The following is a 26,278-nucleotide window of genomic DNA, read 5'->3' as shown; positions in this document are numbered from 1 at the left end:
TATTTATCTCCAATCCCAATAATAGTATAACATAAAAAGGGAATATGTCACTAAACATTTTCATTAATTTCAAAATTTTTTAGTTAATCATGCTCCATTCCTTTAAAATCCGCTGCAATTGTTCTTTTGTCTCAGCAATTGTGCCATCATTATAGATCACTTTATCTCCTAATGTTATCTTTTCTGCTAGCGGCATTTGTGAATGAATCCTCACTTTCGCTTCTTCTTCTGAAAAACCATTTCGCTTCATTAAACGTTCTAACTGTATACTCGGTGAAACTGCTACAACTAAAACATAATCTACAAGATTTGTTAAATTCCCTTCAAACAAAAGAGGAATATCTAACACAACCGCTTGTACTCCTTCTTTTATGTACCGATCCTTTTGTTCATTCATCTCTTTGCGTACAGCAGGATGCACAATTCCATTTAATTGCATTCGTTTTTCTTCATTATGAAACACAATACTCCCAAGCTTTTGACGATTTAATTCTCCATCCTCCTGTAATATTTCTTTTCCAAAAACCTCTACAATTTTGTTATATGCTGGTTTCCCTTGTTCTACAACCTCTCTTGCAACAATATCCGCATCAATAACAGGAATGTTACATTCACGTAACATTTGCGAAACGGTGCTTTTTCCGCTTGCAATACCTCCTGTTAGTCCAATTACAACTGTCATTCGTTTTCCTCCTTAACAATAAGGCGTGAAACTCATGTTCCACGCCTCTATATTTTCCAAAGTCCAATAATAATCAGTAACACTCCAGGCAGGAAAGTAAATCTTTGTAACCACCGCATATTTGATAACATTGTGCCCATTTGCATGCCAATAAATAAAAATAACGAACTCATCACTGCGACTAGCATCGCCATCATCACTGGTGCATAGCCTAATAAAGATGCGCCTATTCCAGCCCCAAATGAATCTACTGAAAGTGCAATACCAAGTAATAAAGCCTCTCCAGCAGAAATTGTCCCTGACCTGTCAAAATCAGCAACAGTTGGTTTTCGTAAAATTTGAATAACTAATCCAAGAGAAGCAATTTCTAATTTCCAAACTTTTTCTTCTTGCTTTATTTCCTCTTTTTTATCGCCTCGAAAAAACTGATATAACACCCACGCACCAATTCCGACAAGAACAAACCCGCCGATGCGTGTTGCAATCATGGGCGAAAATACTTTCGCAATCATATTTCCGATTCCCATAGAAACAAGCATTACTGCTGCTGAGCATATCCCAATGATTATAATGGAGCGCAGTGGAATCCGCACGTTCCTCAGCCCATACGTAAGCCCTACACTACAACTATCCAAACTTAATGTAAAAGCTAATAAAATAAGAGAAAAGTAAAGAGACATCGGCAAGCTCCTTCCTATACACAACTCTGCTGTATGTATATGATAGATGCCTATCCGATGTTCACTTTCTTAGTTTCTCGGCTGACAATGCGGGCAATAATGCGTACCGCGTCCACCAACTACTATTTTTTCAATGGCTGTCCCACATGTTACACATGGTTCACCTTTTTTTCCGTATACATTCAACAGATTTTGGAAAGAACCAATTTCTCCTTGTGAATTGATATACGATCGAATTGTGCTGCCACCCCGCTTCACTGCTTCTGTTAATGTTGCTACTGTTGCAGCATGAATCTTTTCGATTTCATTTTTTGCAAGAGATGAAGCTTCTCGTTCTGGATAAATACCGGAACGGAACAACACTTCATCTACATATATATTTCCAAGCCCCACTAAAAGTCGCTGATCTAATAATGCAACTTTTATTTTGCGGTTTGTCTTTTGTAATTTCTTTTGCAAATACTCCACTGTTAGCTCAGGGTCAAATGGTTCTGGTCCTAAATCAGCAAGCGGCATCTCTTTGTATTCCTCTCCCTTTGTAAAAAGATGCATCGTTCCAAACTTTCTTACATCTTTATAATGGAGCTCTGTACCATCCGTAAATTGAAAGCGTACATGTGTATGCTTATCAACTGGGTCATCACTTTTACAAAGGAAATATTTCCCTTCCATGCGCAAATGTGAAACAATTACATAATTTGTTACATACAAAAGAAGAAATTTTCCTCTTCGTTCAATTCGTTCAATCGTTTCCCCCCGCAACAGTTCTTTAAAAAGCTCTGCATCATCTGGTCGTTTCACTAATTTAGGATATGTTACAATTACATCTTTCATTGTTTTTCCTGTTACAAGATTTTCAAGTGTTCTTCTTACATTTTCAACTTCTGGTAATTCGGGCATTTTATCACTTCCTTATTTTGCATCATACCAAGTTGGCCCGTATGAATAATCAACCTTTAGCGGAACAGCAAGTTCAATCGCATGTTCCATTACTTCTGGGACAAGCTTTTCAAGTTTTTCTATTTCCTCTTTTGGCACTTCAAAGATTAATTCATCGTGTACTTGTAAAAGAAGACGCGCTTGTAGTCCTTCTTCTTCTAAACGATCTGCCATAACGATCATTGCTTTTTTAATAATATCAGCGGCACTGCCTTGAATTGGTGTATTCATTGCTGTACGCTCAGCAAAACTACGCACATTAAAATTCCGACTTGTAATTTCTGGAATATAACGACGGCGATTTAATAAAGTAGAAACATATCCCTTTTGTTTCGCTTCTTGGACAATTTCATCCATATACTCTTTTACACCAGGGAAGCTAGCAAAATACTTCTCGATAAATTCTCCTGCTGCTTTTCGTGTAATTCCTAAGTTTTGTGAAAGTCCGTAATCGCTAATGCCGTACACAATCCCAAAGTTTACTGCTTTTGCTTGTCGTCTCATATTTGCTGTTACTTCATCTTTTTCAACACCAAAGACATCCATTGCTGTCTTTGTATGAATATCCATATCATGCTGAAATGCTTCTATTAATCCTTTATCTTTTGCAATATGTGCCAGTACACGTAATTCGATTTGTGAATAATCAGCCGCATACATAACCCATCCTTCTTGTGAAGGAATAAAAGCCTGGCGAATCTTTCTTCCCTCCTCTAAACGAATCGGGATATTTTGTAAATTCGGTTCTGTAGAACTTAAGCGCCCCGTTTGTGTTAATACTTGATTAAAACGAGTATGAATTTTAGATGACTCATCATGAACAACTTTTAGTAGACCTTCAATATACGTTGAGTTCAATTTGCCAAGTTGACGATAATGTAAAATCTTTGGAATAATTTCATGATGATCCATCAACTTATCTAGTACATCAGCTGATGTAGAATATCCTGTCTTCGTCTTTTTAATCACTGGTAAATTCAGCTTCTCAAATAGAACAACACCGAGCTGCTTTGGCGAATTAATATTAAATTCTGTACCAGCAAGCTCATAAATTTCTTGCTCCATTTCCTTTAGTCTACCAGCAAGTTCATCTCCCATATTACGCAAGCGCTCTGTATCAACTTTCACACCTTTTACTTCCATGTCAGCTAAGACGCACGCTAGCGGCATTTCAAGGTTTATGAACAGTTCATATTGTTTATTTTTCTCTAATTCATCTATAAATGTTTGTTTTACATCATATAAGACATGTACTTTGCGCGCTACGTGTTCCGCAACAATTTCCTGCGCCGGAACAGCACGTTTTGCTCCCTTACCATACACTTCTTCATCCGATTTCACCGCATGTGTTTCTTTCATTTTTGCTACCGTACGGAAATCTTTGTCTGTATCAGCTGGGTCAAGTAAATACGCAGCGATTAATAAATCAAAATCAACCCCTCTAATTTCTACGCCTTTCCATTTAAGTGCTACAATGGCACGTTTAGCATCAAATGTATACTTTCTCATTTCTTCATCCTTCAGCCATTTTATGAACGCCTCAGACGCAAGAGCTATATCCGTTGGGATGAAATAACAGCCATTGTCATTTTGAATACCAAATCCTTGAATGTCTGCTTTATGATAATTCTCTTCTTGCACTTCTACAATGATTGCACTATCTTGCTGCAGCATCTCTTCTGTTACTTCTTCAGCAATTTCAAATGAAATATCATCTAATTCAGCTGAAACAGCTTCTTCAGAAGGAGCCCCAAGCTTATTTAATAAAGACGTAAAACCTAGATTTTCAAAAAGAGGAATAATGTCGCCTGCCTCATATCCTTTATATTCAATATCATCTATATGCACAGTAATAGGTGCATCCGTAATAATTGTCGCAAGTTCTTTACTCATAAATGCTTGCTCTTTATGTGTCTCTAATTTTTCTTTTAACTTCTTACCGCTCACTTGATCTAGATTTTCATATACAGCTTCCACTGTCCCAAATTGCGTTAACAGTTTAATCGCCGTTTTCTCTCCAACACCTGGAACGCCAGGAATGTTATCCGATTGGTCCCCCATTAGCCCTTTCATATCAATAATTTGTTTTGGTGATAAGTTATACTTTTCAAAGAGTGCCTCTTTTGTATACTCGTCCACTTCTGTAATTCCTTTACGCGGAATACATACACGTGTATGATCAGAAACGAGTTGAAGTAAATCTTTATCTCCGGAAATTACTTTTACCTGTGCCCCTTGTTCACTTGCTTCTTTCGCTAACGTCCCCATAATATCATCAGCCTCGTAGTCTTCTAATTCATAACGAGGTACACGAAAAGCATCTAACAATTCGCGAATGAAGGGGAATTGCTCTGAAAGTTCAGGTGGCGTTTTTTGACGTCCCCCCTTATAATCACTAAATGTCTTATGGCGGAATGTTGTCTTCCCAGCATCAAATGCCACAAGCATATGCGTAGGCTTTTCTTCTTCCAATATCCTCATAAGCATCATTGTAAAACCATAAATTGCGTTCGTATGTATCCCCTTATCGTTATTTAAAAGCGGTAGTGCGAAAAAAGCACGATATGCGATATTATTTCCATCAACTAATACAACTTTTTTTTCCAAATTTGAAACCTCCCCATACAAAATTGAACTGTTCTTTCCCATATAAAAAAACCGTTCTTTCCTTCTCTCTATATTAACACGACTAAGAGAGAGAAGAAAAATAACGGTTTTCCTTATTACATAAAAATATAATATTTCACAGAAAAGGGAAGTGACGAGAACAGAGCATCTATTCTCGTCCCAATTTACTACTCCTTGGATGAAGGGGTTTTCATGTATTATATTAACAGGTCTTTGTTAATCTTTAATGAAGCTATTGTTAATATAATGTAAATATCCCTCAACCAAAATCTAAAGATTTACTTTTGGTAAAGCGACCGTAAACATTGTCCCTTCCCCTACTTTACTTTCTACAGTAATCATTCCGTGATGAGCTTCCACTAAATGTTTAACAATAGATAGCCCAAGCCCTGTTCCACCTGTATTTCGGCTTCGCGCCTTATCTACACGATAAAAACGCTCAAAGATTCGTGGGATTTCTTCTTTACTAATCCCAATTCCTGTATCAGCTACTTGCACGTAGGCATTCTGTTCGTCCTCAAATAATGAAACAGAAACGGTTCCACCAACAGGCGTATATATAATTGCATTATGAACTAAATTAATAAAGATTTGCTTCAAGCGGCTGGAATCTCCAATAACAGATACATGCTGCATAGCATCCATCTGTAACACAATCTCTTTATCTTGTGCCTTTTTATCTAACACCATTTTAATATCTTCCAGCAAGTCCTTTATATCCACATTTCCCATATTTAATTTAAAGCCTTGTTGCTCGATTTTCGACAAATCTAACAAATCTTCAATCAAGTCTTGCATACGCTCACTTTCTTTTAAAATAATGTGTAAGAAATGCTCACAAAATTTTTGATTCTTCATTGCTCCGTCAAGCAATGTTTCTGAAAATCCTTTAATAGAAGTAATTGGTGTTTTCAATTCATGAGAAACATTCGCTAAAAAGTCTTTTCTCATTTGCTCAAGTTTCTTTAATTCGGTTATATCATGAAATACAAGTACAATCCCTTTCCACTCATGATTCGTCCCAATAATAGGTGCGCCATATACTTCAAAATGCTTTCGTTCAATATCAAGCGGCAACAGCACTTGTTTGCGTACTTTCACTTCTGTCATAAAGATCTCTTCTACCAGTTCAATAATCTCAGTGTGATGAAACGATTCATAATATAAACGATCCAAATACTCTTCATCTGTAACATGAAAAATCTCTTTATACGAACGGTTTACAAGACTAATATATCCTCGGCTGTCAATTAAAATCATACCGCTTCCCATATTTTCAATCAGCGTATGTAAGCGATCTTGCTGCATTTCTTGCTCCAACGTCATCTCTTGTAAATTACGGGCTAAAATATTAATTGCTTTGCTTAACATTCCTGTTTCATCAGAATGACTCTCATACGCTCTTGCCTTATAATTTCCCTTAGCCAACTCAATAGCTACTTTTGTAACAGATTCTATCGGGCGAATATACTGTCCAGTAATTTTCATTCCAAGAAAAATAACTACAAGACAAGCAATTACAAATCCAACAATTAATAGTCCCCATGTTTTTTGATGAACATCTTTTAAAGGTTCAATTATACTTTTCACGAGAATATATCCTTGCTTTCCTTGCGCATCTTGTACAAATACAGCATGGTAAAATACATTGCTCTGCTTTGATTCTTTTGTAATGACCTTACTTTTTTGACCGGCTGTTTCAGAAGTAAGCTCCTCAATCATTTTTTGATCAAACACCGGCTTATCACTCTTACTATATTGAACCTTTTTCGCTTCATCAACAAAGAGGATCGAAATCGGTATTTGTTCTTCTAATTCGGTAAAAACATTCTGTGCATGTAAGACCTTATCAATACCTAACTCTTCTACTAATAAAGCAACATACCTTGTTTCCTTTATCGTCCTCTCTTTCGTATGCTCGATATAATAATTCTCAAACAACGTCTCTAACAGTACACCAAGTCCCACTAAAATAAAAATAATAAGCGAAACAAATGTAAAAAGAAGCCTGGAGCGAAATTTATTCATCTCCTTTTGGCTCCTCTAATTTATAACCTAATCCTCGAATTGTCTTAATATACGCTGGTTTTTTTGTATTGTGCTCTATTTTATCGCGCAGATGACTAATATGAACATCAACAATTCTCGTATCACCAGCGAAATCATAATTCCATACCGCGCTTAATAATTGATCGCGCGTTAATACTCGCCCTTTATTCCTCGCAAGATAAACAAGTAATTCAAACTCTTTCGGAGTAAGTTCTAATTTTTCTCCTCTGAAATATGCCTCATAAAATTCTGGTAAAATCTTTAGTTCAGAAATCATAATGCTATTTTCATCTGGCACTTCCGGAATTTGTTCTTCCTGCAACTTTGTTCGACGTAAAATTGCCTTCACTCGTGCAACAACTTCCCTCGGGCTAAACGGCTTCGTCATATAATCATCTGCTCCAAGCTCAAGCCCTAGTACTTTATCAAATTCATCATCTTTTGCAGTTAGCATAAGAATAGGTGTCATAACGCGCTGCAAACGTAACTCCTTACATACTTCCATTCCATCCATCTTTGGAAGCATTAAATCTAATATAATCAAATCTGGACGCTCTGTTGTCGCCTTTTGAAACGCAACTTCACCATCCATTGCTGTGATCACTTCAAAACCAGCCTGCTGTAAATTAAACTCAATTAAAGTTAGGATAAACTCTTCATCATCAACAACTAAAATTCGATTGCTCATTCTCTTCCTCCAAGTAATAGACTTGAAACCTTCTTCATCCTAGTATTTTCCCCGTTATTCTCATCATACTAGAAAACAAAGCCCCTCTCAATAGAATTGTCCATTCGGAAAACCTTATCGTTACAAAGTTGAATCGATAAACTTAAAAACAGCACGACACCGTTCCTATCGAATGGAGGAACAGGCATATGGCATTTTCATTCTTTTTGAAATTGGCGTGGTTCTCTCATTTCAAAATGGTTAGGAGAAGGCCATTCTACTTGGAGACACCATGTTATGCTTATACCGTACTATGAATTATGTTCAAGTTTTGAACGTGTACATGCAAATGATGAAGGTATATTTATTATGAGGATAAGCGATCCATTAGAAAATCACGGTTGGTGAGGGCTCATAATGAAAGAGACTTGACTATGTAACTTACCTATCTTAAAATGAATTCCATAAAATATAACTATATATTGATATAACGTTTTATGAGGTGCCTTTGTAATGAATCAAAAAAGATTGATATTATCCAGTATAGCCTTCTTATTTGTTGCTACATTTGTTATCGGATTTTCTAACTGGGAGACATTACACTCCTTCTTATCTGATTTTGGAGAAGGATTTGTAGCAGGATTTTTTAACTAAATGACTGCTATATGAGCATACGAAAAAAGTAGTACTCGTCCAGTGAGGCAGCACTACTTTTTTCTGTCAAACTAATTTGGCTTGTAGATTAGAAGTTATCTAATGTTTTTTCTAACATGGACACCGATTGGTAAGGAGGCGTTACTGTTAATCTTCCTTTCACAACCACTTCTTTACTTTCGTCATAAGCAAATACACGCATATCAATTGTATGTTCTTCTTGGGAAACCTCTATCACTTCAAAATGAATTTCTAATGTTTCATAATGATGAACTGGTTTGACAAACATAAGATCCTTCCTAACAACATGACTTCCTGGACCTGGTAAATATTTTGTAACTGCTGTTGTAATCATTCCTGTTAACATCATGCTCGGTACAATCGGCTTTTCATATGGAGTTTGGGATGCATAATCATGCTGAATATATAAAGGATTCGCGTCATTTGTTAAACCTAAATACAATAATAAATCTTTATCTTCTATTTTCTCAGTAATGGATAACTTCTCTCCTACTGTAATTTCATCCATTCGACGACCGATTTGAACTTTTTTCTTTAACATGTCACATTCCCCTCCGATTTCCACCTTATTATCCCACTAAAAGCGATTTTTATCCGAAGCGTTGCAATAACGAAGGCAATGTCTGTTACAATTCTATCGTTCTACTATAGGACATGAAGATTGATAACGTTTTCAAATTATCTCAAAAAAACAATCTACTAAATAGCGGAAAAAGATTCGGAACCCGAATCTTTTTCCTAGCACATATTTAACTTAAGAAAGAATTTCCATAACGTTACGCACAGATTCAACTGAACGATCTAACGCCATTTTTTCTTCTTCGCGAAGCTCTAACTCAATCACTTTTTCAATACCGTTACCACCTAAAATTACTGGTACACCTAGGTAAAGATCACGATAACCATATTCCCCTTCAAGATATGCAATAGCTGGTAACACACGGCGCTGGTCTTTTAGGATTGCTTCCGTCATCTCAACGAGAGAAGCAGCCGGTGCATAATATGCACTACCATTTCCTAATAGATTTACAATTTCACCGCCACCTTTACGTGTACGCTCCACAATTGCATCTAAACGTTCTTTCGAAATGAGTGTTTCTAGCGGTATACCACCTGCATACGAATAGCGAACAAGCGGTACCATATCATCACCGTGACCCCCAAGAACAAATCCAGTAATATCTTTAACAGAAAGGTTCAATTCTTGTGCGATAAATGTACGGAAACGAGCTGTATCTAATACACCAGATTGACCAATAACGCGTTCTTTTGGAAATCCTGCTTCTTTAAATACAGAATATGTCATTGCATCAACTGGATTTGTTAACACAATAATAATTGTATCTGGTGAGTGTTTTGCAATTTCTTTTGTAACACTTTTCATAATTTTAGAATTCGTCGCTACTAAATCATCGCGGCTCATACCCGGTTTACGCGCGATTCCTGCTGTAATAATTACAACGTCAGAATCAGCAGTATCTGCGTAATCAGATGTACCGATAATGTTAGCATCAAAACCTTGGACAGGGCTTGCCTCTAACATATCTAACGCTTTCCCTTTTGTTGGATTTTCAAGCTGTGGAATATCCACTAGTACAACATCTGCAAGCTCTTTTTGAGCTAATAAGAACGCCGTTGTTGCTCCTGTAAATCCCGCACCGATGACTGATACTTTTTTGCGTTTGATTGTCATACGTTCACCCCCGCTTTTATTATGCGTTTTTAATTACTGCTACGTCCATATTGTTAATAAGAGCATCAGCAAATTCAGAACATTTCACTTCAGTTGCACCATCCATTAGACGTGCGAAGTCATATGTTACCACTTTTGAAGCAATTGTTTTTTCCACTGCCCCAGTTACTAATTTTGCTGCTTCATTCCACCCTAAATGTTCTAACAATAATACTCCTGAAAGAAGAACAGAAGATGGGTTTACTTTATCTAAGCCTGCATATTTCGGAGCCGTACCATGAGTAGCTTCAAAAATTGCATGACCAGTCACGTAGTTAATATTTGCACCTGGAGCAATACCAATGCCACCTACTTGAGCTGCAAGTGCATCAGAGATATAGTCACCATTTAAGTTCATTGTTGCCACAACATCAAATTCACGTGGACGTGTTAAAATTTGTTGTAAGAAAATATCTGCAATAGAATCTTTTACGATGATTTTACCAGCTGCTTCAGCTTCTGCCATCGCTTTATTTGCTGCATCTTTGCCATCTTTTTCAACAATACGATCATATTCTGCCCATGTAAATACTTTATCACCAAACTCTTGTTCAGCAACTTCATAACCCCAATTTTTGAAAGCACCTTCTGTGAATTTCATAATATTTCCTTTATGAACTAATGTAACAGAGGAACGTTTTTCGTTAATTGCGTATTGAATTGCAGCACGAACAAGACGCTTTGTCCCTTCTTCTGAAATTGGTTTGATACCAATTCCTGATGTTTCTGGGAAGCGGATTTTATTTACACCCATTGTATCTTTTAAGAAAGCAAGAACTTTTTCTGCTTCTGGAGATCCTTTTGCATATTCAATACCAGCATAAATGTCTTCTGTATTTTCACGGAAAATAACCATATCGGTATCTTCCGGACGTTTTACAGGTGAAGGAACACCTTCAAAATAACGAACCGGACGTAAACATACATATAAATCTAACTCTTGGCGAAGCGCTACGTTTAAAGAACGAATTCCACCACCAACAGGAGTTGTAAGCGGACCTTTAATCGCAATTAAATACTCACGAATTGCATTTAAAGTTTCCTCTGGTAACCATTCACCCGTTTGGTTGAATGCTTTTTCCCCTGCAAGCACTTCTTTCCAAATAATTTTCTTCTCACCATTATAAGCTTTCTCTACAGCCGCTTCTAATACACGAGATGCAGCTGCCCAAATATCCGGTCCAATTCCGTCCCCTTCGATGAAAGGAATAATTGGATTGTTCGGTACATTCATAACACCATTTGTTACAGTAATTTTTTCTCCTGTCGTCACTGTGATAACCCCCATGTTTGAAATTTCATATGTATGAGACTGAGGGAATAACCCTCAGTTCAAACCGTTAGTCAAATTAAAATATTCCAATCATTACTTCTTTCCTAAACAGTCAGACTTTTAAAGGTTTATTTCTACTATCGAAATAGTGCTTTTTACTTAGCGTTGTGCTAGCGGAACGTATCTTTGATGCGTCGGTCCACTATATTCAGCACGCGGGCGAATTAAACGGTTATTTTCATATTGTTCTAAAATATGAGCTAACCAGCCTGACATGCGGCTAATCGCAAAAATTGGTGTAAATAAATCATGGTCAATTCCTAAACAATGGTATACAGAAGCAGAGTAGAAATCGACATTTGGCGGAAGAGCTTTTTCTCTTGTTACAATCTCTTCTATTTTCACAGACATATTATACCATTTCTCTTCTCCTAAAAGCACGCATAATCTCTTAGACATTTCACGTAAATGTTTTGCACGTGGATCACCATGTTCATATACACGATGACCAAATCCCATAATCTTCACTTTATTTTGAAGCGCATTATGAATATAGGATTCTACATTTTCTTCTTCACCAATTTCTTTTAGCATCTTCATTACATTTTCATTTGCCCCGCCATGAAGAGGCCCTTTTAGCGCGCCAATCGCTGCTGTGATACCAGAATATACATCTGAAAGTGTAGCAACACAAACGCGCGCTGTAAATGTAGAAGCGTTTAATTCATGGTCTGCATGAAGGACAAGCGCCTTATCAAAAGCCTCAATTTCAACTTCATTCGGTTCACGATTATTTAGCATGTATAAGAAGTTTGCTGCTAATGATAAATCTTTTCTTGGTTCAACAACCTCTAAACCTTTACGAATTCTTGCGTATGCTGCAACAATTGTTCCGACTTGAGCTTGTAATTTAACCGCTTTCAAACGATTGAACTGTTCATCCATGATTTCAGCGCTCTCATCATATAATGCTAGCATGGAAATCGCTGTTCGTAAAACTGACATCGGATGCGCAATCTTTAAGTCTACTTGCTTTAAATATGTGAAAATCTCATTTGGAACTTCCAAATAATTGGATAAAGTTTCCTTGAATTCCACTAATTCAGCTTCATTAGGCAATCTGCGATTCCATAATAAGTATACGACTTCTTCAAATGTAGCGTTTTCTGCTAAATCATCAATATTATACCCAACATACGTTAATGTATCATCAATAATTGAGCTCACAGATGATGTTGTTGCTACTACCCCTTCTAAACCTCGAATAACAGTCATGACACTCTCTCCTTTTCCTGAAAATTCTCCCAACCTTGTATCCACTTGCGCTCCTTCTAAATTATGAACGCCCGTTCACTCTTTAGACAAGCAAAATGCACGATCATGCAACTTGTTGTGATATCCCCATCATGTAAGTTCTATTGCTTTATTTGTCTAAAGCATGAGCGTGAGTTTCTCCCCGACTCCTCACACTTAGAACTACAGATGGTGAGGAAAACTAGTTTCGAAGAGTTTATGATAAAAACAACATAAAACAATATCACTAAAAATTGTTTTATGTTGTTTTTATTTTATCTGGTGTAAGTCTTTGTTGTTATGTAACCTTTTTTAGTTTCTATCCTTATTATAAACAATTATCTGACTTTTGTGAATGGAAAGAATTCAAAAAATTTATATTACTATAAAATTTTTCACTTAAACATCTGTATAATGTTCATGACTGCATAGGCAATTCCAGCTCCGATTAACGGTCCTACAGCTACCCCATTAAATAGAGCAACTGCAATAATAGTTCCAAATACAAGTGCAGTTGTAATATGTGGATCGTTCGTTAGCAACTGCAAACCACCCTTTGCCAATAGCGCAACCGCTATTCCTGAAGCTAAAGCAATCCATGCATAATAAGATTTCGTCGCTTCACCCAGTTGCTTAAAACCAATTTCACCTGTCGCAATTGGAACAAGAACCGCTATTGTAATGACTGTTACTCCGAGATTAATCCCTTTCGTTTGTAAATAGGGTAGAATTTTATCTCCCAAAAATGTCCACTTTAATACAAATAGCACACAAATGGCTACAATTAATGATTGATTTTTAGCAATTAACCCAATAATAAGCAGTATGAATAAAAATAACGTTGATTGACTAATCATGATTATACTTCCTTTCTGAAAATAATGAACCTGTTTCCAAACAAAAATACTGTTAAACACATCGTTATACCAGATATAAAGTCTTTATCCTAAGTACTTTATGGACGATACAAATGTTGCATACAACTTTTACGTTTTGAAAACTTAAGCCAGAATGAATAATAAGTATACAGCCATAAAGTGAAACTTTAATCAGTAGGAGTTTCTTCATCCCCACTGATTATGAGCCCTCACCAATCGGGCTGTTACGGGCAGCCCTACTCCCACCTATCTTCCTTGCTACTCTTTGAACCTTGAGGGGGAGTCTTACTGCCCTAAAATAACGGGATAAACCAGATTCCTTTTCTTTCTTTTCTGAAAAGAAACAGGTAAAATAAAAAGAAAATAAAGTGAGGTTCTTACCATGTGAAAATAACTTTTCTGTTTGGTTAATTCTTATCATCAAGCTTTTACGAGAGGGTGGTTTGCCGTTTTCGTTGTATCCTAACACTCGCAAATAGCAGGATAAATCCATCATTCCACTATAACACAATACAATTTGGAATGGGAGGTAAGCATCTTTGAATCGTAACTCACTATATATCTTATTACGATTGATCTTAGTCATTATGATAACAATAATCGGGTTTTATGTTCTCATCTATATTGCAGGACTCATCTATCCATTTATTATCGCTCTAGCATTTGCTTATTTGATTAATCCAGTCGTAAATTTTCTGAACCGAAACCTACACTTTCCTCGTGCATTATCGGTACTCGTCAGTTTAATTCTCGTTTTCGGCGCTATCGTTGGGCTCGTCACATACCTTGTGACAGAAGTTATTTCTGCCACAACTTACTTATTGCAAATTGTTACCGACAAGTTTCCGACTATCGTTCAATATGCACAACAATTTGCACTTAACAATATTATGCCTCTCTATGACGATTTAATTTCTAAATTTAATCATCTTGGAGAATCTCAACAACATACCATTACACAAAACATTCAAAATCTGGGCACGGAAGCTACAAAGCAAATGAAAGATTTATTAACCGCTATTATTAGTGGGTTAACAAACTTTATTAGCGCACTTCCAACTACGTTAACTGTGCTTGTTTTTATTCTCTTAGCAACTTTCTTTATTAGCTTTGATTGGCATAGACTTGCTCACAAAACAAGACATTTTCTTCCAAACCGAGTACACGGATATGGAAAGACCATTTTTGTAGATTTAAGAAAAGCGTCATTTGGATTTGTGAAAGCACAACTTACCCTTGTATCGATGACAACGATTATTGTATTGGTTGGTTTATTAATTTTACGAGTACCGTACGCAATCACAATCGCATTAATAACTGGTATTGTAGACTTACTTCCTTATTTAGGAACAGGAGCTGTCTTTGTTCCTTGGGTTATATATGTCTTTTTTACAGGAGATACAGCCTTTGCAATCGGCCTGCTCATTTTATATATCATCGTAATTGTCCAAAGACAAATTATGGAGCCAAAAGTCCTATCATCAAATATTGGACTTGATCCTCTTCCAACACTTGTTGCTTTATTCGTTGGATTTAAACTCTATGGTTTTTTAGGGTTAATTGTCGGTCCAGTCACATTAGTACTCTTAAATACATTGCATAAAGCACATGTCTTCCATGATTTATGGAGATTTATTAAGGGAACTCCCTTAAAATAATACCTTTCTTATGTAACACTTTTATTAGAAACAAAAAAATCAGGGACTTAGTCATCTATCATGGCTAACCCCTTATTTTTTTGCATAAAATATCATGAATTGAGGATGATTTTGTATTTTAATTCTATTTTCAGTATTTTTATCATCACCTTTTCTTCCTTTTTCTACAAATGAATAAATATACATCTTATAATTCGACAAAAAAATAACTCACAGAACCCCCTCGTTCTATGAGTTATTTTTGTACAATAATTGTTGTATTTCTTCTCAATTTCCACTCTAGCCATCTCATTACTATCTGCTTCCATACCTTTCGCGTCACTGGCATGATGAAAACAAGACCAATTACATCTGTTACATATCCAGGCACTAACAAAAGCACTCCACCTGCCAGAATAAAAATCCCATCTAATACAGCATCTCCCGGCATCTCTCCTCGGTTCACTCTAATCCTAATTTCCCTAAGTACCTTAAAGCCCTGTTGTTTCGCTAAATAAGCACCTAAAGCAGCTGTAACAATAATCATAACAAACGTTGGCCATACACCAATCAAATGACTTGAAGCAATCAAAACCGTCACTTCAAGAGCTGGTATTAAAATAAATAAAACAAGAAGCCATTTCACTTGTCTATCACTCCTTTCACCTGCCTCTAGCAAGCTGCACAATCTTCCAGAAGAACCAGTCCCCATATCCCTAATCCCTTTTCTTTGTAACACCCCTCATCAATCGAAGTTTTACTAATTTCCTTTTAAGTTGTAAAAAAAAGAGAAGGATCCTCATCCTTCTCTCCATATTACTTGTTATAGCACTTCCGCATGTCCATTATAAACAATTCCGCGAGCTGCATCAACTGTTACTTCTTGGCCATTTTTTAAAGTTTCTGTTACACCATTTACACCAACGATAACTGGAATACCAATTGAAACACCTACGACAGCTGCATGGCTTGTTAAACCGCCTTCTTCTACAACTAAAGCTGCCGCTTTTTCAATTGCAGGAATCATATCTTTATCAGTACTTGTTGTAACTAGAATATCTCCTTCTTTTACGTTCGCAACAGCTTCAGTTGCTGTTTTCGCTACAACCACTTTACCTTTTGCCGCTTTACGACCAATTCCTTGTCCTTTCGCGATTTCTTCGCCAACAACATGAATTTTCATTAAGTTTGTTGTACCCGTTTCAGCAACTGGAACACCAGCTGTAATAACTACAGTATCACCAAGTCCAATTAGACCAGCATCCATACCTGTTTGAATAGCAGTATCTAACATTTCATCAGTAGACGCCGCACGTTTACTAGCCATAAACGCTTGTACACCCCAAACAAGTGCAAGACGACGACATACTTGCTCATCAGATGTTACAGCTACGATTGGAGATTTTGGACGGTATTTCGAGATCATTTTTGCAGTATAGCCACTTTCAGTTGGAGCAATGATTGCAGCTACATCAAGAGCGATTGCTGTATGTGCAACAGATTGACTAATCGCATCTGTAATTGTTGGTGTAAGCTCTTTAATACGTTTCTTAAATATATCTTTATATTGTAATGACTTCTCAACGCGTGTTGCAATATTCGCCATCATTGTTACTGCTTCTACTGGATATTGCCCTGCTGCAGTTTCACCTGAAAGCATGATTGCATCTGTACCGTCAAAGATTGCATTTGCTACGTCACTTGCTTCCGCACGAGTCGGACGTGGGTTACGTTGCATAGAATCTAACATTTGTGTTGCAGTAATAACTGGTTTGCCTAATACGTTACATTTTTTGATTAGACGTTTTTGTACTAATGGCACTTCTTCTGGTGGAATTTCTACACCCATGTCACCACGAGCTACCATTAAGCCATCAGAAACTTCTAAGATTGAATCGATATTATCGATACCCTCTTGGTTTTCAATTTTTGGTACGATTTGGATATGCTGTGCATTATGTTCTTCTAATAATTCACGAATTTCTAACACGTCAGCCGCTTTACGAACGAAAGATGCTGCGATGAAGTCAACGTTTTGCTCGATACCGAAGATGATATCTTTTACGTCTTTTTCAGTAATACCAGGAAGCTTAATGCTTACGTTTGGTACGTTTACACCTTTTTTATTTTTTACAATACCACTGTTTAGTACTTTTGTACGAATATTTCCATCAACTTTCTCGATTACTTCTAGCTCGATTAAACCATCATCGATTAGAATGCGAGAACCTGGATTTACATCGTCATATAAACCAGCATAAGTTACTGAGAACTTTTCTGCAGTTCCTAATACTTGCTCAGTAGAAATAACTACTTCTGAACCAGTTGTTAGCTCAGCTTGTCCGTCTACGAAGTCATGTGTACGAATTTCTGGACCTTTTGTATCAAGCAAGATGGCAACTGTTTTACCAGTCTTTTTAGACGCTTCACGAATGTTTTTAATACGTGCTCCGTGCTCTTCATGGCTACCATGAGAGAAGTTTAAACGAGCAACGTTCATACCAGCCTCAATTAACTGTTCTAATTTTTCAATACTTTCACTAGCAGGACCTATAGTACATACAATTTTTGTTTTGCGCATATTGCACCTCCGAAATTTCTGAAACCGTTCCCAAATATCCGACATTACGTCGATTAGATGGATAATTCTTTAGATAATTGATACATATCTATATCAATTACATGTTTTTGAGCTAACGCTTCGATAATATCATGATCAACGAGTTTGTTGTTTTGGATACCAACACAACGTCCGCCCTTACCTTCCATTAATAATTCAACTGCTCTTGCGCCAAGGCGACTCGCTAACACACGGTCTTGTGCACTTGGTGATCCACCACGTTGTACATGACCTAATACTGTTACACGAGTATCAAAGTTTGTCGCTTCCTCAATTTTCTTACCGATATCAATCGCACTTCCAACACCTTCAGCTACAACGATGATACTATGTTTTTTACCACGTTCGCTACCGCGTTTTAAACGAGCAATTACATCATCCATATCATATTCTGCTTCTGGAATCAAGATTGTCTCTGCACCATCAGCTAAACCAGCCCATAATGCGATGTCGCCAGCGTGACGCCCCATTACTTCAATAACGTATGTACGTTCATGAGATGTAGCTGTATCACGAATTTTATCAATTGCATCAATAACAGTATTTAAAGCAGTATCGAATCCAATTGTAAAGTCTGTTCCAGGAATATCATTGTCGATTGTACCTGGTACACCTACACAAGGGAATCCTTGCTCTGTTAGTTTTTTAGCTCCTTGGTAAGAACCGTCTCCACCAATAACAACAAGTCCTTCAATGCCATGTTTCTTTAATTGTTCGATTCCTTTTTCACGAACAGCTGGATCTTTAAACTCAGGGCATCTTGCTGTATATAATTTTGTACCACCACGGTGGATAATATCGCCAACAGAACCAAGTTCTAATTTTTCAATGTGACCAGAAATTAGTCCAGCATATCCATGGTAGATACCATATACTTCAATATCATGGTAAATCGCTTTACGAACAACTGCACGAATAGCAGCGTTCATACCAGGTGAATCTCCACCACTCGTTAATACACCAATACGTTTCATTTGTACTCACCTCATAAAGATTATTTGCCTTATAATAAAATAACATGAAGAAATATAAAAATACAATGGAGAAGATGTGTCTTTTCACAATAAAAACGTGCATTCGCGAAAGGGAACGCACGCCTTTATTATTTTACCCAAATGGAAGCGTTTGAAAACGAAACTTGCCCAATTTTCATATATTTTTCATAACGTTTTTCAATTAATTCGTCTTTCGAAATACCACTTAATTGTTCAAACGTTTTCTGCAACACAACATTGATATTTTCTGATTGTTTTAAAATATTACGGTGTGCTCCACCTCTTGATTCTGGAATAATTTCGTCAATTACACCTAATTCTTTCAAATCAGCTGCTGTAATTTTCAGTGCTTCCGCAGCATCTCTCGCTTTTGTCGCATCTTTCCAAAGAATAGTCGCCGCACCTTCTGGACTAATTACAGAATAAGTAGAATTTTCTAGCATATAAATGTAATCCCCTACTCCAAGACCTAAGGCACCACCGCTACCACCTTCACCAATAACAATACAAATAACAGGAACAGTAAGTCCCGCCATTTCAAATAAATTGCGAGCGATTGCTTCACTTTGGCCACGTTCTTCAGCCGCTTTCCCTGGATAAGCACCTTTTGTATCAATAAAACAAATAATCGGACGATTAAACTTTTCCGCTTGTTTCATTAAACGCAGCGCTTTACGATAGCCTTCTGGATGAGGCATTCCAAAATTACGGCGAATATTTTCTTTTGTATCTTTCCCGCGCTGATGCCCAATTACAGTTACAGGCATGCCATTATACTTCGCAATACCGCCAACAATCGCTGCATCATCACCAAAGAATCGATCTCCGTGACATTCGAAAAAATCAGTAAATAAGTGCTCAATATAATCAAGCGTCGTTGGTCTTTCCGCATGCCGAGCAATTTGAACGCGATCCCAAACCTTCATATTGCCGTATATTTCTTCCTCTAAATTTTCTAGCTTATCTTCCAAAATACGAATCTCCTCACTGAAATCCATCTGGCTGTGTTTCGTATATTCTTTTAGTTCACGAATTTTATTTCTTAGCTCAACAACCGGTTTCTCAAATTCTAGTTCTGCCATACAGCCATTCCCTCCCCTTGATGAACTTCTAAAATCTTGCGGAGTGACTCTCTCATCTCATTGCGATGCACAACGGCATCCAACTGGCCATGTTCTAACAAAAATTCTGCGGTTTGGAAATCTTCTGGGAGTTTCTCGCGCACCGTCTGTTCAATAACACGTCTACCTGCAAAACCAATCAGTGCACCTGGTTCCGCAAGATTATAGTCACCGAGTGAAGCGAAACTCGCTGAAACTCCGCCCGTTGTCGGATGCGTCATAACAGAAATAAATAATCCTCCAGCATTACTATATTTCTTTAAAGCTACACTTGTCTTTGCCATTTGCATTAGACTTAATATACCTTCTTGCATACGAGCGCCACCCGAAGCAGTGAAAATGATAAACGGCACTTGTAATTCATATGCCTTTTCGACTGCACGCGCAATTTTTTCGCCTACTACAGAGCCCATGCTGCCCATTCGAAAACGAGAATCCATTACAGCCACAACAACAAGCATTTCATCAATTGTTCCCTCACCTGTCACAACCGCTTCATTTAATTCTGTTTTCTTTCGATCGTTCTCTAATTTCTCTTCATAGTTTGGAAACTGAAGTGGATTTACAGAAACCATTTCTTTATCATATTCACGAAATGATCCTTCATCCAATATACTATCGAGACGTTCCCATGCATTCATCGGATGATGATATCCACAGTTCACACATACTTTTAAATTTTTCAGAAGCTCTTTTGTATACATAATTTTTTTACATTTTGGACATTTGGTCATAACACCGTCCGGTACATCTTTTCGTACTTGTTCTGAAGGAATTGCAGCGTACTTTTTCTTTTTCACGAATAAATCTCTTAGCACAATTTGACCCCCTTTGTTGAGAGCTAAGGTTAGGAAGAAAATGGGGCTAACACCAAAGATTGATGTTAGCCTTCTTTTCTTAATCTGTCTAATAACCTCTCTCTTTACGTTTAACTTTAACCGCTATGCAGTAGATTGTTTGTCATAACGTGTCATGGTCATTTCGACAAATTTTATACATTACGAGTGAAACTGTATTTTCTCTATCAATTCATCATAAATGTTCAGTGTCTCTTCTTCCTGTTTTGCTTCCAAAGCTTTGTAAAGTTTTCTATATACCTCTATAGAGTCTATTAACACTTTACAAGAAAGGGTTGCCACATAATCATTTACAATCATCCAAATGCGATATAGTAAATAGTTATCCACTTGTTCAATAAGTGTTTTGAAAAACGTTTGATGAAACGCTTGAATTGAACTTTCCTGTCTCTCAAGCGCCTGTTTTAAATTACTTAACACCGTAGAGAATGTATCATCTGCTAAATTACAGACAATCCGAATCATATCTTTTTCAATTAATCGTTTCGTTTGTAATAAATCCTGTCTAGTTTTTTCATCTTGCAATAAAAATGGTGCAATCAATTGAACGAGACCATTTTCATAGAAGTTACGAATAAACGTCCCTTCACCGCGCCTTGTTTCAATTAATCCTACCAGTTCTAAAGCACGCAATGCTTCTCGTACAGACGAACGCCCAACATTCAAACGTGCACTTAACTCACGCTCTGACGGCAAACGGTCACCTGCAACTAAACCATCCTCCTCCATAATGGAGCGAATTTTCTTTACAATTTCGAGGTATACTTTTGTATTTGATGATGTCAATTAAAACTCCTCGCTTATTCGTTACCAATCAACGCTAATCGTTTTGTTTTCTCAGCAACTTCATTTGGATCTACTTGGCGACGAGCTACCCCTGTCTCCATTGCAGCTTTCGCTACATAAGCCGCTACCTGAGGCGCTACACGCGCGTCAAATGGCGCCGGAATGATATAGTCTTCATTTAATTCATCAGCTGTTACAAGCTCTGCTATAGCCGCTACAGCTGCCATTTTCATTTCTTCATTAATTTGGGTAGCATGTACATCAAGTGCACCACGGAAAATGCCAGGGAATGCTAACACATTATTTACTTGGTTCGGGAAGTCAGAACGACCCGTTCCAACAACCGCTGCACCCGCTGCTTTTGCTGCTTCTGGCATGATTTCTGGAACCGGATTTGCCATTGCAAAGATAATCGCATCGTTATTCATCGTACGAACCATTTCTTCCGTTAATGCACCTTCTACAGATACACCGATGAATACATCCGCACCTTTTATAACATCCGTTAAAGAACCTTCTACACGGTCTTTATTTGTATATTTTGCAACTTCTTCTTTCACTGGATTCATACCAACAGGGCGGCCGTCGTAAATCGCTCCTTTACGGTCACACATAATAATGTCGCGCACACCGTAGCGGTATAAAAGTTTAATAATCGCAATACCCGCTGCACCTGCACCATTTGCCACGACTTTAATATCAGACATTTTCTTTCCAACTAACTTCAGAGCATTTACAAGACCTGCCACTGTTACGATAGCTGTTCCGTGTTGATCATCATGGAATACAGGAATATTCGTTTCTTTTTTCAAGCGTTCTTCAATAATAAAACAGTTTGGAGCTGCAATATCTTCTAAGTTTACACCGCCAAAGTTTGGCTCCATTAATTTTACAGTTTCAATAATTTTTTCTACATCGTTTGTATTTAAAGCAATCGGGAATGCATCTACGCCAGCAAAGCTCTTAAATAATACCGCTTTACCTTCCATTACAGGTAGAGATGCTTCTGGTCCAATATTCCCAAGACCAAGTACTGCTGTCCCATCTGTTACAACAGCTACCATGTTTCCCTTCATTGTATATTCATATACCTTACTTTTATCGTCATAAATTTCTTTACAAGGTTCTGCAACCCCTGGAGAATATGCAAGACTTAAGTCTTTTGCATTTTCTACTTTCACTTTTGATACAGTTTCTAATTTTCCTTGATGCACTTTATGCATGTGAAGTGCTTCTTCACGAAGTGTTGACAAACTATCCACTCTCCTCAAATTATTCTTGCTGCTATCAATTTTTCCGAGTGGTCTGACCACGAACACTACTACTATAATAATCGAACTATAGGGGCGTTGTCCATTATATTTTTACGACCACATTTTCTTTGCCGACAATTTCACGAAGTGTTCTTAAACATTCCTCGCTCGGATGGATTGACAAACTACGAGATAATTGTACCACTTTATGTTCCTTTTCATAATAAATTAGTACTTTCGCAAAACCTGAATAGTGAAATAATATTTTTGTAACTTGATTGAATAACTTCTTATCGTACTGCGAAGGTAATTTGACATAAATGGATGCTTCTTTCATTTCGTTATATACATCCATTTGTTCTAATGAATACAGCCCATTTATAATCCACTGTAATTTATTATTTCTAGATTCTACCGTTCCCTCAACAAGAACAATTTCTCCTTCTTGTAACCTTTCTGAAAAATGAATGTATGTCTCTGGAAAAACAACCGCTTCCATTTCATCATTCTGATCACAAAACGTAACAAATGCCATTTTTTGCATTTTTTTTGTGCGAATTATTTTCACTCTTGTAATGTAAACAATCGCGCGTTGTACTTTTCCTTTTTGTCTCATTGCTTGCGCAAGAGAAGGGATTTCTAATTCTTTTACTAAACTTGCATACTGAGCTGTCGGATAACTTGATAAATAAAAACCAAGCGTTTCTTTTTCCTTATTCAATTGTTCGATAAAAGACAACTCTTTCCCTTGCACGTAAACTGATTTTGGTACACTTTCTTCTCCTAATTCACGCGCAAGACTTGCGTATTCTAGAGCACCCTTTATGCTGTTAAACAAAGTTGTTCGTGAAACTTGAAAATCATCGAAACAACCAGACCAAACAAACGCCTCTAAATTGCGCTCTGTTACAAATTTCACTGGCATTCGAAGACAAAACTCAAATAAATCTTGAAACGGCGCTTTCTCTCTTTCTTCAATCAAAGCAGTCACTGTTGCCATCCCAATATTTCGAATGGAAAGAAGGCTATAACGAATCGCATTCCCTTCAATTTGAAAATGATAGCCACTTCTATGAAGTGATGGCGGCAAAACACAGAAACCTTTGCGTTTTGTTTCGCGTATATATTGCGTAATCTTATCTTCATTTCCAATTGCACTGGATAATAGAGCGGTCATAAACTGAAGTGGATAATTCGCTTTTAAATATGCAAGTTGATACCCAATCATACTGTAGGCCACCGCATGGCTTCGGTTAAAACCGTAATTTGCAAATCTAACAATTAAATCGTAAATTTGCTCTGCAGATGTTTGATCATATCCATTTTGTAAACAACCTTGCACAAAATGCTTTCGCTCTTCCTCTAAAATATCTCGACTTTTTTTACTGACTGCACGGCGAAGTAAATCCGCTTCTCCAAGTGAAAATCCAGCTAATTTAGAAGCAATTTGCATAATTTGTTCTTGATAAACAATTACACCATATGTACTCTCTAAAATCGGTTTCAAATCTGGATGTAAATATTGAATGTTTCGTCTTCCATGTTTAGATTCAATAAAGACTGGAATTTGTTCCATCGGTCCTGGGCGATATAAAGAGTTGACGACAACGATATCTTCAAATTCATTTGGCTTTAACCCGCGAAGTACATTTCGCATTCCACCTGATTCAAGCTGAAATACCCCTGTTGTATCTCCTCTTCCGAGCAATTGAAATGTCTTTTCATCTTGGAGCGATACATTCCTTATATCAATTTGTTTTCCAGTCGTTGTTGTAATAAAAGTAAGAATATTTTCAAGCAATGTTAAATTGCGCAACCCTAAAAAGTCCATCTTTAGGAGTCCAAGTTCTTCTAAAACATCCGCTGGATATTGCGTTACATATACGTCATTATGCCCCTCTTGAATCGCAATACTTTTTGTTAGGGGCTCTTGACTCATAATAACGCCAGCTGCATGGATAGACGTATGACGCGGTAATCCTTCCACACGTTTTGCAATTTCAAACACACGTTCATGCAAAAGATTTCCTTGAATAAAATCACGAAGTGCTTCTGACTCCTCATAAGCTTCTTTCAATGTAATCCCAAGTTTCGATGGAATCAGTTTAGAGAACAAATCAATATCTCGAGGCGGCAATCCCATTACACGAGCAATATCACGGATTGCTGCTTTTGCAGCCAGTGTTCCGAACGTAACAATTTGAGCAACACGAAGCTGGCCGTATTTATCCTTTACATAACGAATCATTTCATCGCGTCTTACATCAGGAAAATCAATATCAATATCCGGAAGTGTAACACGTTCTGGATTTAAAAATCTTTCAAATAATAAATTGTATGCAATTGGGTCAATATCTGTAATCTCTAGTACATATGCGACAAGTGAACCCGCTGCCGATCCACGTCCTGGCCCTGTTAAAATCCTATTCTCGTGTGCATATTTCATAAAGTCCCATACGATGAGGAAATAATCACTGAACCCCATGCGAGAGATAACTTCAAGTTCATGATATAAACGGTTCACATGTACCTCTTTTGGCGTTCCATAGCGTTTATATAGCCCCTCTTCGCACATTCGGCGCAAATAAGCATCGCTCGTTTCATTAGTAGGAACAGGAAATTTCGGTAATTGATTCACATGAAATGGAATTTCTACATGGCAACGTTCTGCAATATGAATGGTATTACGAAGTGCTTCTTCCACATGAGAAAATAAGGCTTCCATTTCAGCGGATGATTTCAAATAGTACTGATCCGTTTTCAACCTTGGCCTATCCGGATCCGTCATTTTTGTACCGCTCTGGACAGATAATAAACATTCTTGCACAAGTGCATCGTTTTGATTAATATAATGAACATCATTTGTTGCCACGATTGGAATGTTCATATTTCTGACAAACTCTTCTATTTTTTCTTGCAACAATAATTCATCTTGAATTGCATGATGCTGCACACTCATATAAAAATGGCCAAACATATTTTGGTACGTGCGGGCAACTTCTTCTGCACGCTCATCTTTTCCTTGCAATAATAATTGTTCAATTTCTCCATCTTTCCCTGGTGAAATTGCGGTTAATCCTTTCGCATAATGGACAAGCCACTTTTTTGGAATTCCATCTTTAGACTTTGTCATAATGGTGCTAGAAATTTTCAATAGATTTTGATAACCTACTTCATTTTCAGCCAATAAAACAAGTGGATAAGCGAGTTCTTCTTCCTCATTAAAAACGGAAGCTGTTAATCCGATAATCGGCTTTATCCCCATCTTCTTACATGCTTTATAAAATGGAATAACTCCGTACATCACGTTTTCATCTGTAATTGCAAGAGCTGAAAACCCAAGTTCTTTCGCTCTAGCCACAAGTTCATCAATTTTACAAGCACTTTTTAACAAACTATAAACGGTTTGACATTGTAAATGCACAAACTTCACTGTTGTACCCTCTCTTTACCTATTTGACTACTTTCATTATAGGTGATGAGGAAAGGGGAAATCAAAACATACTTCTCACA

Annotated in this window: 21 protein-coding genes; 2 read left to right on the top strand and 19 right to left on the bottom strand. The window is 37.2% G+C overall.

The features are described 5' to 3' along the window. Nucleotides 1-79: 79 nt before the first annotated feature. From coaE to MR059_RS03120, 6 genes are all read right to left on the bottom strand, one after another. Nucleotides 80-682 carry a dephospho-CoA kinase gene (coaE, locus tag MR059_RS03145; RefSeq protein WP_012095728.1) on the bottom strand — a complete coding sequence of 201 codons (603 nt, stop codon included), beginning with the start codon at nucleotides 680-682 and terminating at the stop codon, nucleotides 80-82. Between the two features lie 47 nt (nucleotides 683-729). Then, a complete protein-coding gene (gene ytaF / locus MR059_RS03140) occupies nucleotides 730-1,362 on the bottom strand; it encodes a sporulation membrane protein YtaF (protein WP_012095730.1) in 633 nt (210 codons plus the stop codon). 69 nt (nucleotides 1,363-1,431) lie between these two features. Next, nucleotides 1,432-2,262, bottom strand: a complete 831-nt coding sequence (mutM, locus tag MR059_RS03135; RefSeq protein ID WP_012095731.1) for a DNA-formamidopyrimidine glycosylase — start codon at nucleotides 2,260-2,262, stop codon at nucleotides 1,432-1,434. 12 nt (nucleotides 2,263-2,274) lie between these two features. Continuing rightward, nucleotides 2,275-4,908: a DNA polymerase I gene (gene polA / locus MR059_RS03130; RefSeq protein WP_140388440.1), complete on the bottom strand. Its 2,634-nt coding sequence runs from the start codon at nucleotides 4,906-4,908 to the stop codon at nucleotides 2,275-2,277. 291 nt (nucleotides 4,909-5,199) lie between these two features. After that, complete coding sequence (pnpS, locus tag MR059_RS03125; RefSeq protein WP_087099275.1) at nucleotides 5,200-6,957, bottom strand: two-component system histidine kinase PnpS; 1,758 nt, start codon at nucleotides 6,955-6,957, stop codon at nucleotides 5,200-5,202. Beyond that, complete coding sequence (locus tag MR059_RS03120) at nucleotides 6,950-7,666, bottom strand: response regulator transcription factor (RefSeq protein WP_012095734.1); 717 nt, start codon at nucleotides 7,664-7,666, stop codon at nucleotides 6,950-6,952. The genes pnpS and MR059_RS03120 overlap by 8 nt, the downstream gene beginning before the upstream one ends. 492 nt (nucleotides 7,667-8,158) lie before the next feature. On the opposite strand from MR059_RS03120, the gene MR059_RS03115 reads away from it, so the two are divergent. Then, nucleotides 8,159-8,299, top strand: a complete 141-nt coding sequence (locus MR059_RS03115) for a hypothetical protein (RefSeq protein ID WP_167527346.1) — start codon at nucleotides 8,159-8,161, stop codon at nucleotides 8,297-8,299. A gap of 88 nt (nucleotides 8,300-8,387) precedes the next feature. Here the strand turns inward: MR059_RS03115 and MR059_RS03110 are convergent, their stop codons facing one another. The 5 genes from MR059_RS03110 to MR059_RS03090 all read right to left on the bottom strand — a co-directional run bounded on the left by MR059_RS03110 (nucleotide 8,388) and on the right by MR059_RS03090 (nucleotide 13,475). Continuing rightward, complete coding sequence (locus MR059_RS03110) at nucleotides 8,388-8,861, bottom strand: MaoC/PaaZ C-terminal domain-containing protein (protein ID WP_041810066.1); 474 nt, start codon at nucleotides 8,859-8,861, stop codon at nucleotides 8,388-8,390. Between the two features lie 213 nt (nucleotides 8,862-9,074). Continuing rightward, nucleotides 9,075-10,013, bottom strand: coding sequence for a malate dehydrogenase (mdh, locus tag MR059_RS03105; protein WP_012095736.1), 939 nt, complete (start codon nucleotides 10,011-10,013; stop codon nucleotides 9,075-9,077). A gap of 19 nt (nucleotides 10,014-10,032) precedes the next feature. After that, a complete protein-coding gene (icd, locus tag MR059_RS03100) occupies nucleotides 10,033-11,325 on the bottom strand; it encodes an NADP-dependent isocitrate dehydrogenase (protein WP_012095737.1) in 1,293 nt (430 codons plus the stop codon). A 159-nt stretch (nucleotides 11,326-11,484) separates the two neighbouring features. Beyond that, entirely contained in the window at nucleotides 11,485-12,633 is a 1,149-nt protein-coding gene (gene citZ, locus MR059_RS03095) for a citrate synthase (protein WP_242161599.1), read from the bottom strand. Between the two features lie 380 nt (nucleotides 12,634-13,013). Continuing rightward, complete coding sequence (locus tag MR059_RS03090; RefSeq protein ID WP_012095739.1) at nucleotides 13,014-13,475, bottom strand: DUF441 domain-containing protein; 462 nt, start codon at nucleotides 13,473-13,475, stop codon at nucleotides 13,014-13,016. A 560-nt stretch (nucleotides 13,476-14,035) separates the two neighbouring features. Here MR059_RS03090 and ytvI point away from each other — a divergent pair. After that, a complete protein-coding gene (gene ytvI, locus MR059_RS03085; RefSeq protein WP_087099276.1) occupies nucleotides 14,036-15,154 on the top strand; it encodes a sporulation integral membrane protein YtvI in 1,119 nt (372 codons plus the stop codon). 235 nt (nucleotides 15,155-15,389) lie between these two features. Here ytvI and MR059_RS03080 read toward each other — a convergent pair whose 3' ends face one another. From MR059_RS03080 to dnaE, 8 genes are all read right to left on the bottom strand, one after another. Further along, a complete protein-coding gene (locus MR059_RS03080; protein WP_041810576.1) occupies nucleotides 15,390-15,779 on the bottom strand; it encodes an FxsA family protein in 390 nt (129 codons plus the stop codon). A gap of 177 nt (nucleotides 15,780-15,956) precedes the next feature. Further along, complete coding sequence (gene pyk, locus MR059_RS03075) at nucleotides 15,957-17,714, bottom strand: pyruvate kinase (protein ID WP_012095742.1); 1,758 nt, start codon at nucleotides 17,712-17,714, stop codon at nucleotides 15,957-15,959. Between the two features lie 53 nt (nucleotides 17,715-17,767). Beyond that, nucleotides 17,768-18,727, bottom strand: coding sequence for a 6-phosphofructokinase (gene pfkA, locus MR059_RS03070; RefSeq protein ID WP_012095743.1), 960 nt, complete (start codon nucleotides 18,725-18,727; stop codon nucleotides 17,768-17,770). 128 nt (nucleotides 18,728-18,855) lie between these two features. Continuing rightward, a complete protein-coding gene (gene accA, locus MR059_RS03065; RefSeq protein WP_012095744.1) occupies nucleotides 18,856-19,830 on the bottom strand; it encodes an acetyl-CoA carboxylase carboxyl transferase subunit alpha in 975 nt (324 codons plus the stop codon). Continuing rightward, nucleotides 19,818-20,687 (bottom strand): acetyl-CoA carboxylase, carboxyltransferase subunit beta, encoded by an 870-nt coding sequence (accD, locus tag MR059_RS03060; protein WP_012095745.1) that lies wholly within the window; start codon nucleotides 20,685-20,687, stop codon nucleotides 19,818-19,820. Before accD ends, accA begins: the two co-directional genes overlap by 13 nt. A 180-nt stretch (nucleotides 20,688-20,867) precedes the next feature. Next, nucleotides 20,868-21,512, bottom strand: a complete 645-nt coding sequence (locus MR059_RS03055; RefSeq protein WP_048724065.1) for a FadR/GntR family transcriptional regulator — start codon at nucleotides 21,510-21,512, stop codon at nucleotides 20,868-20,870. A 14-nt stretch (nucleotides 21,513-21,526) separates the two neighbouring features. Beyond that, nucleotides 21,527-22,735, bottom strand: a complete 1,209-nt coding sequence (ystJ, locus tag MR059_RS03050; protein ID WP_162208216.1) for an NADP-dependent malic enzyme — start codon at nucleotides 22,733-22,735, stop codon at nucleotides 21,527-21,529. A 133-nt stretch (nucleotides 22,736-22,868) separates the two neighbouring features. Continuing rightward, nucleotides 22,869-26,198: a DNA polymerase III subunit alpha gene (gene dnaE, locus MR059_RS03045; protein ID WP_087099278.1), complete on the bottom strand. Its 3,330-nt coding sequence runs from the start codon at nucleotides 26,196-26,198 to the stop codon at nucleotides 22,869-22,871. Between the last annotated feature and the right edge of the window lie 80 nt (nucleotides 26,199-26,278).

The sequence above is a fragment of the Bacillus cereus group sp. BfR-BA-01522 genome, assembly GCF_022662635.1.
Classification (GTDB): Bacteria; Bacillota; Bacilli; order Bacillales; family Bacillaceae_G; genus Bacillus_A; species Bacillus_A cytotoxicus.
The sequence above is the reverse complement of the archived record's forward strand: the minus strand, read 5'-3'. Positions and strand labels throughout refer to the sequence as shown.

Coding starts and splice junctions, on each gene's coding strand:
- MR059_RS03120 (WP_012095734.1), bottom strand. CDS start 7,666: ATGAGCAATCGAATTTTAGTTGTTGATGATGAAGAGTTTATCCTAACT.
- ystJ (WP_162208216.1), bottom strand. CDS start 22,735: ATGCATAAAGTGCATCAAGGAAAATTAGAAACTGTATCAAAAGTGAAA.
- pnpS (WP_087099275.1), bottom strand. CDS start 6,957: ATGAATAAATTTCGCTCCAGGCTTCTTTTTACATTTGTTTCGCTTATT.
- pfkA (WP_012095743.1), bottom strand. CDS start 18,727: ATGAAACGTATTGGTGTATTAACGAGTGGTGGAGATTCACCTGGTATG.
- mutM (WP_012095731.1), bottom strand. CDS start 2,262: ATGCCCGAATTACCAGAAGTTGAAAATGTAAGAAGAACACTTGAAAAT.
- MR059_RS03110 (WP_041810066.1), bottom strand. CDS start 8,861: ATGTTAAAGAAAAAAGTTCAAATCGGTCGTCGAATGGATGAAATTACA.
- accA (WP_012095744.1), bottom strand. CDS start 19,830: ATGGCAGAACTAGAATTTGAGAAACCGGTTGTTGAGCTAAGAAATAAA.
- pyk (WP_012095742.1), bottom strand. CDS start 17,714: ATGCGCAAAACAAAAATTGTATGTACTATAGGTCCTGCTAGTGAAAGT.
- MR059_RS03090 (WP_012095739.1), bottom strand. CDS start 13,475: ATGATTAGTCAATCAACGTTATTTTTATTCATACTGCTTATTATTGGG.
- ytaF (WP_012095730.1), bottom strand. CDS start 1,362: ATGTCTCTTTACTTTTCTCTTATTTTATTAGCTTTTACATTAAGTTTG.
- mdh (WP_012095736.1), bottom strand. CDS start 10,013: ATGACAATCAAACGCAAAAAAGTATCAGTCATCGGTGCGGGATTTACA.
- MR059_RS03115 (WP_167527346.1), top strand. CDS start 8,159: ATGAATCAAAAAAGATTGATATTATCCAGTATAGCCTTCTTATTTGTT.
- coaE (WP_012095728.1), bottom strand. CDS start 682: ATGACAGTTGTAATTGGACTAACAGGAGGTATTGCAAGCGGAAAAAGC.